Source organism: Nocardia vinacea, assembly GCF_035920345.1.
Lineage (GTDB): Bacteria > Actinomycetota > Actinomycetes > Mycobacteriales > Mycobacteriaceae > Nocardia > Nocardia vinacea_A.
The window spans coordinates 2,579,815-2,593,230 of record NZ_CP109149.1 but is presented as its reverse complement, the minus strand read 5'-3'; the positions used below and the strand labels follow the sequence as shown (position 1 = coordinate 2,593,230).

General features: G+C 65.0%; 13 protein-coding genes and 1 pseudogene. 8 read left to right on the top strand and 6 right to left on the bottom strand.

Features of this window, described 5'->3' with window-relative positions; genetic code table 11:
* The first annotated feature begins 21 nt into the window (after positions 1–21).
* The gene (locus OIE68_RS12235) at positions 22–153 is read left to right on the top strand and encodes a hypothetical protein (RefSeq protein ID WP_327099496.1); all 132 of its coding nucleotides are present in this window, start codon (positions 22–24) and stop codon (positions 151–153) included.
* Between the two features lie 12 nt (positions 154–165).
* On the opposite strand, the gene OIE68_RS12230 is transcribed toward OIE68_RS12235, so the two are convergent.
* Positions 166–597, bottom strand: coding sequence for an ATP-binding protein (locus OIE68_RS12230; RefSeq protein WP_327099495.1), 432 nt, complete (start codon positions 595–597; stop codon positions 166–168).
* A gap of 525 nt (positions 598–1,122) precedes the next feature.
* Between OIE68_RS12230 and OIE68_RS12225 the strand changes: the two genes are divergently transcribed.
* On the top strand, positions 1,123–1,479 hold the full coding sequence (locus OIE68_RS12225) for a helix-turn-helix domain-containing protein (protein ID WP_327099494.1): 357 nt from the start codon (positions 1,123–1,125) through the stop codon (positions 1,477–1,479).
* 47 nt (positions 1,480–1,526) lie between these two features.
* Here OIE68_RS12225 and OIE68_RS12220 read toward each other — a convergent pair.
* From OIE68_RS12220 to OIE68_RS12210, 3 genes and pseudogenes are all read right to left on the bottom strand, one after another.
* Positions 1,527–1,739, bottom strand: a pseudogene (locus OIE68_RS12220) (alpha/beta hydrolase); the annotation flags it as partial.
* A gap of 300 nt (positions 1,740–2,039) precedes the next feature.
* On the bottom strand, positions 2,040–5,453 hold the full coding sequence (locus tag OIE68_RS12215) for a protein kinase domain-containing protein (RefSeq protein WP_327099493.1): 3,414 nt from the start codon (positions 5,451–5,453) through the stop codon (positions 2,040–2,042).
* A gap of 114 nt (positions 5,454–5,567) precedes the next feature.
* The gene (locus OIE68_RS12210) at positions 5,568–6,266 is read right to left on the bottom strand and encodes a TetR/AcrR family transcriptional regulator (protein ID WP_327099492.1); all 699 of its coding nucleotides are present in this window, start codon (positions 6,264–6,266) and stop codon (positions 5,568–5,570) included.
* 80 nt (positions 6,267–6,346) lie between these two features.
* Between OIE68_RS12210 and OIE68_RS12205 the strand changes: the two genes are divergently transcribed.
* The 3 genes from OIE68_RS12205 to OIE68_RS12195 all read left to right on the top strand — a co-directional run bounded on the left by OIE68_RS12205 (position 6,347) and on the right by OIE68_RS12195 (position 8,914).
* The gene (locus tag OIE68_RS12205; RefSeq protein WP_327101649.1) at positions 6,347–7,447 is read left to right on the top strand and encodes a hypothetical protein; all 1,101 of its coding nucleotides are present in this window, start codon (positions 6,347–6,349) and stop codon (positions 7,445–7,447) included.
* Between the two features lie 16 nt (positions 7,448–7,463).
* A complete protein-coding gene (locus OIE68_RS12200) occupies positions 7,464–8,024 on the top strand; it encodes an ester cyclase (protein ID WP_327099491.1) in 561 nt (186 codons plus the stop codon).
* Positions 8,025–8,119: 95 nt separating this feature from the next.
* Entirely contained in the window at positions 8,120–8,914 is a 795-nt protein-coding gene (locus OIE68_RS12195) for an MBL fold metallo-hydrolase (protein ID WP_327099490.1), read from the top strand.
* Between the two features lie 37 nt (positions 8,915–8,951).
* Here OIE68_RS12195 and OIE68_RS12190 read toward each other — a convergent pair whose 3' ends face one another.
* Together OIE68_RS12190 and OIE68_RS12185 are read right to left on the bottom strand one after the other, a co-directional pair.
* Positions 8,952–9,851, bottom strand: a complete 900-nt coding sequence (locus OIE68_RS12190) for a glycoside hydrolase family 43 protein (RefSeq protein ID WP_327099489.1) — start codon at positions 9,849–9,851, stop codon at positions 8,952–8,954.
* Between the two features lie 92 nt (positions 9,852–9,943).
* On the bottom strand, positions 9,944–10,354 hold the full coding sequence (locus tag OIE68_RS12185; protein WP_327099488.1) for a nuclear transport factor 2 family protein: 411 nt from the start codon (positions 10,352–10,354) through the stop codon (positions 9,944–9,946).
* Positions 10,355–10,891: 537 nt separating this feature from the next.
* On the opposite strand from OIE68_RS12185, the gene OIE68_RS12180 reads away from it, so the two are divergent.
* The 3 genes from OIE68_RS12180 (at position 10,892) to OIE68_RS12170 (ending at position 13,329) form a co-directional block, all read left to right on the top strand.
* Entirely contained in the window at positions 10,892–12,070 is a 1,179-nt protein-coding gene (locus OIE68_RS12180; protein ID WP_327099487.1) for an NAD(P)/FAD-dependent oxidoreductase, read from the top strand.
* Entirely contained in the window at positions 12,070–12,963 is an 894-nt protein-coding gene (gene sigJ / locus OIE68_RS12175; RefSeq protein ID WP_327101648.1) for an RNA polymerase sigma factor SigJ, read from the top strand. Before OIE68_RS12180 ends, sigJ begins: the two co-directional genes overlap by 1 nt.
* A 231-nt stretch (positions 12,964–13,194) precedes the next feature.
* Positions 13,195–13,329 (top strand): hypothetical protein, encoded by a 135-nt coding sequence (locus OIE68_RS12170; protein WP_327099486.1) that lies wholly within the window; start codon positions 13,195–13,197, stop codon positions 13,327–13,329.
* Positions 13,330–13,416 lie beyond the last annotated feature (87 nt).

Sequence of the window (13,416 nt, the reverse complement as noted above, 5' to 3'; positions counted from 1 at the left end):
CCTAAGAAGTCACCGCAGATAGTGGCCTACTTGAAGCTGTCGGGACATACCTCGGTACGCAGCCTCGCGAAGTATGCGCGGGTCTCCGACGAGGGGCTGCGTCGATATCAGGCCGACAGCGACCAGGCGGCGCGTCGGCGGGCGGGTCGCTGATCCGACCACCGGTCACGCTGGATGTCGGTGCCGGTCCACAGCGATCTCGGCCCACACGGTCTTGTGTCCGTGGTAGCGGGTGTAGGCCCATGCTGTGGCGAGTCGGTCGATCAGGATCATGCCGCGCCCGCCGGTACCGTCCGGGGTGCGCAGATGGGGGACACCGGGGCCGGTGTCTTCTACTTCTATGCGCAACAACGGCCGGTCCGCACGCAGTGATACCCGGGCTCGCCGTGGTGCCCGTCCGTGGCGGCGGGCGTTGGCGGCCAGCTCGTCGAACACTTGGATCGCGTCGATGACCACTATCTCCGACAGCGGCGCCAGCAACTCGCGCACCATCGCCCGCGCCCGCGCGGGCGCGATCAGGTCGAGATCGAGATCCATCGCAACGCTGCGGTCCACGTCGCAGTGCAGATCATCGAGCACCGGTGTCGTCATGACCATCACCCCTCCTGCGTCACTGCTCGGGTGCACCGGATCTACCCCGGTCGCAATGGTCCGAAACCGTCTACCTCATGCAAAATAATCCCCTGCACCGGTAGACGAAAATCTGTTGTGTCGGGTGTAGACATTCCGCGAGGGCCGGTATACAGTCGCTGTCGTTCGAATTGATGAGTCCAGTGGCCGGGTAGGTGAACTGCCCGGAACATGAGGTTCCACCGTCCCCTCCGGCGGAGAAGAGAATCCGGTGCCCTCGGCCGGACCGCCGGAGGGGGACGAAGAAGCACGACCGAGAAGTAACAGCGAAGAAGCAAGACCGAGAAGTTACGCGGATAGGACCGGTAATCCAGGAGGTGGTGCTCACTGAGTAGTCATTTATCAGTTCCGCGTCCCGGGAAGTGTCGGGTGCGGTGTAGGACATCGGCCCGCGCGGCCGGTGAACAGAGTTAATGTCAATCCCCCCTTCGTAGATCCCAGGCCCCGGCGCACATGCGCCGGGGCCTGTCGGTGTTGAACCCGAGAGGTGCTGTGCAGCAACCGAACCCGAATCCGGCCGACGGTCCCGGCGCCGCGGACAAACTCGATGACGATGATTACCCGGCCTACAGCATGGGACGCGCCGCGGAGATACTCGGTGTCACCCAAGCGTTTCTGCGCGGCCTCGACACCGCCGAACTTTTGACCCCGCAACGTTCGGCGGGTGGGCACCGGCGCTACTCGCGCTACCAGTTGCGTATCGCCGGGCGAGTGCGCGAGCTCGTCGATGCCGGTAACGCCCTCGAGGCGGCGTGCCGCATCGTGATCCTCGAAGACCAGCTCGCCGAGGCCCAACGCCTCAACATCGACCTGCAGCACACCCTCGACCAGCGCACCGACCCCGACTGAAACCGAGAAGTGAACGTGATGGAAACACGCACCGGCCAGATGCTTTAGCGCCGGATCGGGTTTCCGTCCTTGGCCGCGCCGTCGAAGTCGCTGGCGATGGTGATGGCGGGCACGGTGATGGCCGGTCCGGTGGCGAGTTGCTGCTAGTAGGCGTCGTATTGCGGCTCGCCGGGCGCCAGGCTCAGTTGCCGCCGGTAGTTGTGGATGACGACATCGACGTGGTCGGGATTGTCGAAGGCGGCGGCGCTGCGGTCGTAGGTGGCGTTCCGATCGCATCGCCCAGCGTTACCACGTGTACGGCAGCGGACCCGTCTGCCTCGCCCACCCCGGCGGGCCCGGGATCCACTGACCCGAACGCTTCGCCGACGCGGTCCGGGAATTCGTCACCGGGAGCGAGGGGTGATCGGAATGCTTCGCCGTCGAAGGGAGCGACGGATCGAAAAACTCAGAGTAGCAACAGTTTTTATGGGGCCACGGCACTGTGGATATGCGCCGCGACTGCGCTGTTGCATGGGCGGGGCCTGACGTGTGGGACCTCCGCCGGGCGCTGTGGTCGAGGCTCATCGGCTCGAGGCTGACGAGTTCGCGGCGGCCTGGAGAAGTTCCAGTACTATCCGTGGTGCATCGTCGTGTTCCAGTTCGGTCAGGATCTCCGAAATGTGTGGTGCAGCATCGACGACGGTTCGGACGAGGCCTTGTTCAGCGCACAGCATCAACGCGGGTAGCGCGGCCTCCTTGGCGTTCTGGCGGCGTCCCGCGGTCCACAGGCAACCCGCCCGCAACAGTTGCGCTTGGACGAATGCTCTTGGTCGATGCTGAGTTTCGATCTCGCGCACCATCTGGTCGGCGCGATTACAGGCTTCATCAGCCAAGTGGTCGGCAAGCAGGAGCCGGATCGCGGAGTCCTGTTCCAGTTCGGCGATGCCGGCGTGAATCATTGTGTCCTGCTTGCGGTATAGCGGCAGCTGCCGGAGTGCGTCGCGAGCCTCAGGTGGAACCGGTAGGCCCAGCCGGATGCGTTCGTTGACCATGCGAGCGGCCAAGCGCGGCAGTGACTCGTTCTCGGCGATTGCCGCCCCCTCGGTCAGGCGTTGTTCGGCGGCGGCGAGGTCGCCGCGTATCGCTTTGATGCGTGCGCCGGTACCGAAGCTGGCGAGCAGGAACCAGACCGCGCCACCGTGGCGGCCGAGATCAGCGCTCGAATCGAGTAGTTGCTCGGCTTCGTCGAGGCGGTCCTGCTCGTAGCGTATGGAGCCGAGTAGGGCGCCGGACATCCGTGAACCGTAGGTTTGCGAGCGGCCGCGTCGCGTGTGGGTGATGGCGGCATCGAAATGCTCTTCGGCGGAGGCGATGTCGAGCTCTTCGAGCGCTGCGAGACCTGCGACGCACCTGCCGTACATCACCCCGAACGGACCTTTGCTACGACGGTGATATGGGGCTGCCCATTGCTGCCAGCGGCGGGCCTCGGTGAAGTCGAAACGGTTGAGCGCATCGACGGACGCGAGATTCGCCGCGTTGATGGCGGTGAACGGGGTGTCGGCGTCCTCGAGATGCCGGGCCAGGAGGTCTGGCAGACCATCGAATCGGTCGGTGACGAATTGTGCTGCGCCCGCGACCGTTTCCGCCTCGATCCGCAGCTTGGTCGCCTCGGTACCGGTCGCCGCACCGGCGTCGAGTGCGGCGTCTACTTGCTCCAGCGCCAGCCGAACCTGTTCGGAGCGCTGTAGCCCGACGTTGGCCCAGGCTCGGCAGATCTGTAGCCTCGGCCGCGACTCCGCCAGGCGTTGCGGCAGTTTCGTGAGCAAGCCGAGGAACGTCGCCATACGGGAGCCTTCGATGAGGTCCATGGCCCGTCGTTCGACCAGATCCGCGGCGTAGTCCGGATCGTCGGCGGCCAGTGCGTGATCGACTGCGGCGGGGACGATCTCGTGGTCATCGCACCACTCGGCCGCACGGCGGTGCAGTTGTGTCAAGCGTGTGGGATCACGGCGGACCAGTCGACGCCGCAGGTAGTCGGCGAACAGGTGGTGGTATTGGAACCACTGGTCCTCTTCGTCGAGGCGGCGCAGGAACAGATTTCGGTCGGCTATCTCTTCGAGTAGTTCCTGGCTGTCGGATCGGTCCGTCAGCCGGACCGCGAGATCGGCGCACACTCGCTCCGTGATCGCCGTTGCCAGCAGGAAATCCAGCAGCGGTGGCTCGAGTGAGTCGAGCACGTTCTCGGCGAGATAGTCGGCGAGTGCCCGGTGGCGGCCGGTCAGTTGGTTGATGAATGCGGCGGGATGATCGTGGCCGCGCAACGACAGCGAAGCCAATTGCAGTGCGGCAGGCCAGCCTTCGGTCGTTTCCTGCAGGCGGTTCACATCGTCGGTGGACAACGACAACCCACCGGAGTCGACCAGGAAAGCACCCGTTTCGTGAGGGTCGAAACGCAGCTCCGCGACGTCGATTTCGACCAGTTCGTCGCGCACCAGCATCCGACTCAGCGGCAGACACGCCCGGGTCCGGCTGGCGATGACAAGCCGCAGGTGATGGCAACCGTGCTCCAGCAGATAATCCAGTGCGGCACACGTGGTTTCGCCGTGAACCCGGTGCCAGTCATCGATCACGAGCACCATCGCCTGTCCACCCGAGTGGATTTCGTCGATCAGCGCGGACAGCACGTATCTTGCAGTGTCGGAAGATCGTTCATCCAATAGCGTGCCGAGTTCACGCGCCAGCTCCGGAGCGACGCGGCGGATTGCCTCGACCAGGTGGGAGAGAAACCAGGCGATATTGTCGTCGTCAGGGTCGGCTGTCAGCCATGCCACCGGGACATCCTCGGCCGCCAGCGCTGTGGCCCATTGCAGCGCCAGGGTGGTTTTGCCGAATCCGGCTGGTCCGTGGATCAGCGTCAGGCGCCGGTCGCCGCCGTCACGCAATAGCGTGAGCAGCCGCGTGCGCGCGATCATCGTATGGGGTGCGGCAGGCGGACGGAATTTCATTGCCGTGCTGGGCGGCGGGGGTGGTGTGGCCACATCCGGGGTGTGCGAGGCCACGGGAACCGCTGTGGGCGAACCGGATTCGATGACTGTCGGCGGCAATGCCAGAGCGTCCACCGCCTGGCCGGTCTCATGTTGGACCCGCCGCAGCATTTCCCCGAACTCGATCGCCGACTTCGGCCGGTCGGCCGGCTTCGCCGCCATGGCCGCCTCGATGGCCGCGCACACCGCCGCGGGAATGTGCTGATCGCGCAGCGTGGGTGCGGCGGCGGTGGCGATCCGGGCAAGTTGCACTTCCAGTTGTTCACCGGTGCGGCGTGCGAATGCGGCTTGCCCGGCCAGCAGGCAGTGCAAGGTAGCGCCGAGGCCGTAGATATCCGAGATCGGGTTGGGCGTCGCGCCGCCGAGCACCTCCGGTGCGGTGAATGCGGGCGTGCCCTGGACGATGCGCAGGGATGATGTGGTGCCGTCGCCGAATTGTGCGATGCCGAAGTCGGCGAGCTGGGGTTCGCCGTAATCGGTGAGCAGAATATTGCCGGGCTTCACGTCGCGATGCACGATGCCGATCGCATGGGCGGCGGCCAGCGCTGCGGCCATCTTGACGCCGATCGAAAGCACCTCCGACCACCGCAGCGGTCCCGAATCCCGCAGCACGGTCTCGAGCGAGCCGCACGCGTAGAACGGCATGACGATATAGGGGCGGCCGGTGGCGGTGATGTCGACCTGCAGCACCTGGAGGATATCGGGGTGTCCGAACAGCCGCCCTAATGCACGCTGTTCCCGGAGGAATTGCTCGCGCTCGGAGCCGCTGACCTCGGACCTGAGCAATTTGACCGCGACGTAGCGTTCGAGTGCGTATTCGTAGCAGCAATACACGACGCCGAAGCCGCCGCGGCCGATTTCGGTCGCGTCGCCGAATCCGGCCGCCGCTAGTTCCGCCGCGATTCCGGTGGGAAGGTCTCGCTGTGTCGCGGCCTCGTCGAGTTCGTCCATCGAATATTCGTCGGCACCTCCGAGTCAGCGCATCCACCCCGACCTGTGCATCAACGATAGCGCCGTTGCGGACGGGCGGTAACCAGGCGTTCTCCAAGGTCGACATCGACGGTGTCAGTCGACGGCGCTGCGGTGAGAAGTGATGACATCGACGATGAGATCGACGGTGTACTCGAACTCGCGTTCGCGGTCGAAGCGCGCCAAGTGGGGTGCGGCGAGGGCGACTTGTGGCAGCCCGGATGCTTCGAGCGCGTGCCTGCGTTCGCCGATTCCGTCGGCGTCATCGGTGCCGAATGTCGGTCCGGCGGAGACTTCGCGGAGCAGTGTTCCGACCAGGGTGGCCAGGACGGTGCGAAGTAGGTGGACTGCTTCTTCGGGGGTTCGCCCGGTTCGGCGGAGCACAGTGAGGACGGCTTCGATCGGGGCGAGTCCGGCGAGTGATGCGAGCTGACGCGTCAGGACCAGGGTCGCCGCTTCCGGGTGCGCGAGAGTGACACGGCGGAATTCGTATGCCAGCGCGCGCAGGTCGGCTTCGATCGATTCCGTCGACTCGGGCATCCGGAGTTGCTCGAGGATGTATTCGGCGACGGTGTCGAGCAGGTCGTCTTTGCCGTCGACGTGGTGATACAGGCTCTTGGCGTCCACGCCCAATGTGCGGCTGACGGATCTCATGCTCACCGCGCCGATCCCCTCGGCGTCGATCACCGCTAGCGCGGCGTCTCGTATCGCCGTGCGCGAGAGCTGCGCCTGCGCTTTCGGTGGCCGTCCGCGGCGCGGCGGCTGGGTCGATGCTGCATCGGTCGTGGCCCGCATGCCCTCACTCTTGCATATTTCCACGCTGTGGGTTTAATCTCATTATTCCCACGCCGTGGGATTAATGATTCGAGGTGGATATGCAACTGCCATGGCGACAAGGTGACGCAGAGGACCTGGCGGGCATCGGCTCGCGTGTGGAGTGTCTGGCCGACCTGTCGAAGATCGACGGTGGGCCGGGTGCGCGGCTGACGGCAGCGCGGAGTCAGGCCGAGGTCTTCCGCGATGAGTTCGCGAGCACGGGGGTGCCCGACAGTGTGGTGACGTGCGACCTCGTCACGCTGCCCTATCCGACGCGGTTCGGCCTGTTCCGCGCATCCCGTGCGCTGGCCCCATTCCTCGCGATCACGAACCGGATGCTGGTGATCCGCTGGCACGAGAGCGACGGGACGCCTCGGGTGCTGCTGTTCGAGCCGAGTGATGTCGAACTCGGCCGTCACACACCGTATTTCGACAAGCTCGCCCGCCGTACCCCGGATATCGCCGCGCGGCGGATGGTGGTCGAGCACGCCACCGTGACCGATCACCTGTCCGGGCTCGGCATCGATCCGGCCGAGGTCGACTACTTGATGTTCGACCACCTGCACACCCAGGACCTGCGACGCTGGATCGGCACGACGGCGCATCAGGTCGACCTCGGAACGCAGCCGAAAGCGGTATTCCCCAACGCCAAGGTCATCGTGCAGCGGGACGAACTGGCCGCGATGGCAGACCTGCACCCGCTGCAAAAGCCTTGGTACCAGCCCGGCGCGTACCGCGACATTGCACCGGATGCCTTCTTGCCGATCGATGGCTCGGTGATCCTCGGCCCGGGCGTCGCGGTCGTGAAGACGCCGGGTCATGTCTTCGGTAACCAGAGCCTGGTCCTCAATACCTCGACCGGCATCTGGGTGAGCAGTGAGAACGTCATCGCCGCCGAATGTCTCACACCGGAGCACTCGCGGCTGCCCGGAGTGGCGCGCTGGGCGGCGGAGTGGGGGCAGGAGATCGTGCTCAATGCCAACACCATCGAAGCCACGGCCGATCAATACAACTCGGTCGTGTTCGAGAAGACGCTGGCCGATCGCAGCCAGCGCGACTCGCGTTTCCTCCAGTTCTTCCCGTCCAGCGAGTTGACCGGTGCGTGGACGAACCCGGGAACAACGCCGACATTCACCCACGGCCGCATCACACATCACTGATACCGCAGGAGTTTTCATGACCGACCGCTTTGCCGTGCCATCCGCCGAGGTGCTGCGCGCCCGCGAGAAACTCGTCCTCGATCACTTCCACGACGAGGTGCGCCAGGACTGGGACGACGTGCTGGCCACGTTCCCGCATCCGCATTACGAGATCATTCCCACGCTCACCGTCCATGACGGTGACGCCGAGGTCCGCGACTACTACCACGACACCCGCGTCGCGTTTCCCGATCAGGACCACGAGATCATCGCGCTGCGGCACAGCGCCGACGCGGTCATTGTCGAATTCTGGCTACTCGGAACACATTTGGGGCCGCTCGGCGGCATTCCGGCCACCGGTTCCCGGCATCGCACCCGGATGACGGCGTACTTCGTATTCGACGACAACGAGAACCTGATCGTCGAGCGGATCTACTTCGACACGCTGTCGATGCTCAAACAGCTCGTCAGCGGCGTGAACCTGCGCTACCCGCGTAAGTGGCCGCTGGTCTTGCGCGCACTGCGCGGATTGCTCGCTATGTCGAGCAATCCGAATCGGCTGCTCGTCGACACCGCACCTGCCGACCTCTCGGCCTGATTCGAACGGATGAAAGGAATCTCGCGCATTCGCGCTCACCGCGGCCGGCGCTGACGTCACCGCAAACACATGGATGAGATGAAAGCGGCACGCGGATGAAAGTCCACCACCTCAACTGCGGCACGATGCGGCCACCCGCCACACCCGGCGGATTGGTCTGCCACGTCCTGCTCGTCGAGACCAATCGTGGTCTGGTCCTGATCGATTCGGGCCTGGGCCTACGCGATGCCGTAGCGCCTGGCGAGCGCTTCGGCCCCGCCCGCTTCTACGTCCGGCCCACCTTCGACCCGAACGAAGCCGCGATCAACCAGATCCGGCAACTCGGATACGATCCGGCCGAGGTCCGGCATATCGTGCTCACCCACTTCGATGCCGACCACACCGGTGGTCTCGCCGACTTCCCTTGGGCTCGAGTGCATCTCACGGGTGCCGAAGCCTTCGCCGCCCAGCATCCACGGACCTTGATCGAACGAGAGCGCTATCGCCCGGCGCAGCGCGCCCACCGCCCGGTGCTCGTCGAGCACGAGCCGTCGGCGGGTGAGTCGTGGCGCGGGTTTCCGGGAGCCGAAGAACTCACCGATATCGCGGCCGGGATCGTGCTGATCAACCTGCCCGGCCACAGCCGTGGTCACGCCGCCGTCGCCGTCGATGCCGGTGACCGTTGGATCCTGCATGTCGGGGATTCCTTCTATCACCACGGCCAACTCGACGGCACCGATACCGCACCCAAAGCGATCACCGCGATGGAACGCGTCATCGCCCACGATTGGAAGCAGGTCCAGGCCAATCACCAACGGCTGGCCCAGTTGTGGGCGATGGCCGAGCCGGACCTTCTTCTCGTCAACGCACACGACCCGCATCTGCTCGACCGTGCCACCGGGCGCGCGTGACACAGCTTGCTCGGCGTTATGCGTGGCGAGGTGGAGATCAACTATCGGGCTGTTCGATGAACTCCGGGAAGACCGTGAAATGGCGGACCGTACCTGATATCTCAGGAAGTTCGAGAGGAGTTGTCCACGTTCGTAAGTCGTCGTAGCAGTCGCTGTAGAAGTATTGGTGGTCGGTGTAGGCGTCGAAATAGATGCGCCAGCCGCCGTCGGGCAGCGCGATGACGCACTGTCCTTCGATGGGAGTGCCCCAACCGGCCCAATCGTCGGTCGCCACAAAGGTGTACGGGCCGAGCAGGTGGTCGGCGACCGCGAGTTCGATGTATTTGGTGGATTCGTTCTTGGTGAACGCGTAGTAGCGCCGGTCGGCGCGGACCACGGTGGTGTCGATATAGCCGTAGGAGGTGTTGTCGGGCTGGGCCAGCCCGATCATCGGCCTCGGCACGCTCCATGAGCGCAATCTCGACTCGGCGGTGATCAGGTGCGGTGTGAACCGATAGCCGTCCGAGAGCGACACGATGACGTTGATGCTTCGGTCCGTGTCGATGAACCATTCCGGCGCCCAGGTCGATGTCACGCCGGGTAGCGGCATCGTGATGTCGTAGAGATGACTCCAGTTCATCCGGTCCGCGCTGTAGGCGAAACCGATGGTTCGCCCTTCCCAGCCGGTGGTGTAGGTCAGGTAGTAGTAGCCATCGATATTGCGAAAGACGCTGGGGTCGCGCAGCAGGCCCGTCGGCGGACGGTAGGCGGGCCCGCACAGCTGCCGGAAGGTGATCGCATCGTCGGATTCGTAGACATACAGATCGGTTTCGCTGTCATTGGTGAATGCGGTCATGGTGTACCGCGGCACCGAACGTGGTCGCTGTGTCGCTGCCGCGTGCCCGGCGGCGGGCAGCGCGGCAGTCAACGCCAGCAACGATCTTCGGCTGAGCAGCATGCGCTGATTGTGCCGTGAAGTTGTCTGAATACTTACCGACACGCCGGTGGTGTCGGTGGGTCTAAAGGCAAGGCCTGTCCGGCCTTTCGAGATCAGTCCTTGCGCATCCAGGCGAGCATGATGCGGGCTTCGCGGAGTCGCCAGCCCGCCGAGGTCCGCACTGCGGTGCCGGCCAGTCGCAGGCCGCCGGTTTGGTGGGGCGGTTGACCGTCTCGGTAGTAGTACACGAGCGAGTTCGCCGAGGCCGCCGCTTGGTCGCCGTCGAGCTTCACCAGCAGATCAGTCGTCGTGTGCTGAGTGAGTTCGCCCTCGACCTGAGACTGCCGCATGAAGTCGGTGACCTTGTCGATGCCGCGGACTTGGATTCGCGGCGAGTGGACCTCCACATCGTCGGTGAAGACGGTGTCGACATCCTCGTACCGAACCTCGTCGAGCAGGCGAGCGAAGCGGGTGAACAGGTCGGCGATTTCGATACGGTCGGCGATCAGAGTATCCGTGGACATGACATCCTCTTTCGTTGGTAGTGCCAACATTGGCATCGCCAACTATACAGGTTTTCATTGGTTGCGCCAATGAAATTGAGATGTCGTGGTTCGCATCCGCGCACGCCTAGCCCTGCGATCACGGCGGGATGTGCTGAGCCGCATCGTGTCTCGGCTGCGGCGGTTCGAGGAATGAGCCTCGAGCCTCAGGTACGGTGGGGTGGTGCCGCATCGCGGGGTATACGGAAGATCGAAGAACTGCGTACCCGCACACCGAAATCGATCGAATCTGCTCCATGATCGGCTTCGATCCGACTGCCCCATCACCAATCCGATTGCCCTGAGATCCGCGGTCGCTGTGCGCTGGAGCAACCAGGCGTTCCTTCCGGCCCACGGAAGTCGGCAGTTTGTCTTTGCATGCCGCAATGGTTCTCGCGGTCCGTGGCTGGTGCCGGCCCGGATATCCGGGGATGGTCGGCGTATCGCGCCCTCGAGTGAAGTGACGCACGTCACGTCATCTCGGTGTCATGTTTCGGCGGTCCGCGGTGTCTCTAGGGCATGACTGAACACGACACACTCCACAAGGTCGTCGTCATCGGCGGCGGTTACGCCGGGACGCTCGCGGCCAACCATCTACGGATGCGCACCGATGTCGATATCACGCTGGTCAATCCACGCTCGGAGTTCGTCGACCGAGTCCGGCTGCACCAGTTCGTGGCCGGGACCGGTGATACGACGATCGACTATGGCACGCTCCTCGGCGACGGTATCCGGTTGGTTGTCGACAGTGCCACGCGGATCGACGCCGCTGCCCGTATGGTGCGGTTGGCGTCGGGGCGCGTGCTGGACTATGACCACGTCATCTACGCGGTCGGTAGCACTGCGGCGATACCGTCGGTGTCCGGCGCGGCCGAGTTCGCTTTCCCCATCGCTGAATTCGAGTCCGCGCAGCGGGTGCGTGCCAGGCTGGACGAGTTGCCGCTCGCTGCTCCGGTCACCGTGGTCGGCGGCGGACCGACCGGCATCGAGACGGCCGCCGAACTGGCCGAACAGGGACGCACGGTCACGCTGGTGTGTGGCGGAACCCTGATGCCGTCGCTGAGTGCGCCGGGTCGCCGGTACGTCGGCAAGTGGCTGTCGCGGCACGGTGTCGCCGTGCTCGAGGCCGACGTGGTGACCGAGGTCAGGCCGGATGCGGTCGTCTTCGCCGACGGTGCGGTGCGTCCGAGCGAACTCACCATCTGGACAACGGGTTTCGGCGTGCCGGAGTTGGCGGCCGAGAGCGGGCTGCAGACCGACGCGCTGGGCCGGCTGCTCACCGACGAGACGCTGACCAGTATCGACGACGACCGCATTGTGGCGACGGGCGACGCCGCCGCACCGTCGGGCCAGCCACTGCGGATGAGCTGCCAGGGCGCGGGGCCGCTCGGGGCGCAGGCCGCCGATACCGTGCTGAGTCACATCGCGGGGGCCGAACCCGCGATGCTCGACCTGGCCCTCACGGGGGCGTGCGTCAGCCTCGGCCGTCGCGTCGGCATCCGACAGCTCGCCCGCAAAGACGACATCGCGGTGAACCTCTATATCGGCGGCCGCATGGGCGCGAGAATCAAGGAGATGACCTGCAAGGTCGCGGTGTGGAAGATACGTCGGGAGGCCCGCAAGCCGGGTTCGCTGATCTGGCCCAAGGGCGGTCCGCGTCCCGAGCGGTCGGCCTCTGCACCAATGGTTACATCGTGATGATGACCGACGAGCATGCCGAGCGATTCACCGTGCTGCGGCCGCTGCTGTTCACGATCGTCTACGAAATCCTCGGCTCGGCAACCGAATCCGACGACGTGCTGCAGGACAGCTATCTGCGGTGGGCCGAGGTGAACCTCGCGACGGTGCGCGACACCAAGTCGTATCTGGCACGGCTGGTGACCCGTCAGGCGCTCAACGCCGTACGGGCCGGCGCGCGCCGCCGCGAGGACTACATCGGACCGTGGCTGCCCGAGCCGCTGCTGCTCGACGAGCACGACGCATCGGCTGACGTGGTGCTCGCCGAGTCGGTGTCGATGGCGATGCTGGTGCTGCTCGAAACACTCACGCCCGATGAGCGTGCGGTGTTCGTGCTGCGCGAGGTGTTCGGCTTCGATTACGACGACATCGCCGCAGCGGTAGGCAAATCCGTGATGACGGTGCGCCAGGTGGCGCATCGCGCCCGCTCACACGTGCAGGCGCGTCGCAAACGCTTCGAACCCGTCGACGCGGCGAAGATCGCGCAGATCACGCAGCAGTTCATGACAGCGGCGGCCACCGGTGACACGCAGGCGCTGCTCTCGCTGCTCGCACCGGACGCCACCTGGACCGCCGACAGCGGCGGCAAGGCCATCGCGGCACGCCGGCCGGTGGTGGGCGCGGAAAAGGTGGCCGCGCGCCTTATGGACCTGTTCCATCGGGCGAGGAAGACGCCGAACCTGCGGATCGAGATGGTCAACTGCAACAACGCGCCTGCGATGGCCGTCCACAGCGACGACCGCCTGGAAGGCGTCTTCCTGATGGAGATCATCGACGGCAAGATCACCAACTTCTACGCCATCCGCAATCCGGACAAACTTGCCACGGTGGTTCCGCGTCAGATCAGCCGGTAGCCGACCGGAACCCACCAGGAGCGACTACCGGGGCCTGCCGCCAACCGGTAGATCCGTCACCTACAACGAGATCTCATTGTCCGCTTCGTCGACGGCCGAATTGCTGAGATCTGGGGAGTCGTCGACGTCTTCGCCCAGATGCAACAACTCGGCGCCATTCCGACCTAGCCTCGTGCGGTCCGGCCCTGCGCCGCATCGCACCTGGTACGTCCCCGACCCTGCCGGATCGATTTGAGCAGCTCCCGCCGAGGGACGTGGCTTCGGGGGCTGGCGTGTGTCCACGGCTCGGTGCCGCCGGATGGCGTCGAGGCCGACTTCCTGGTCGAAGACTTCACCCGGGTGCGCGCCGTCGCCGTCGGTGAGTGACGGAGCGGCGAGTACTTGGGCTTGACGCGTTTTCACCGGCCCGCCTAAGGTTCTGTCAACTATTCGATGTTAGATATCGAATAGTCG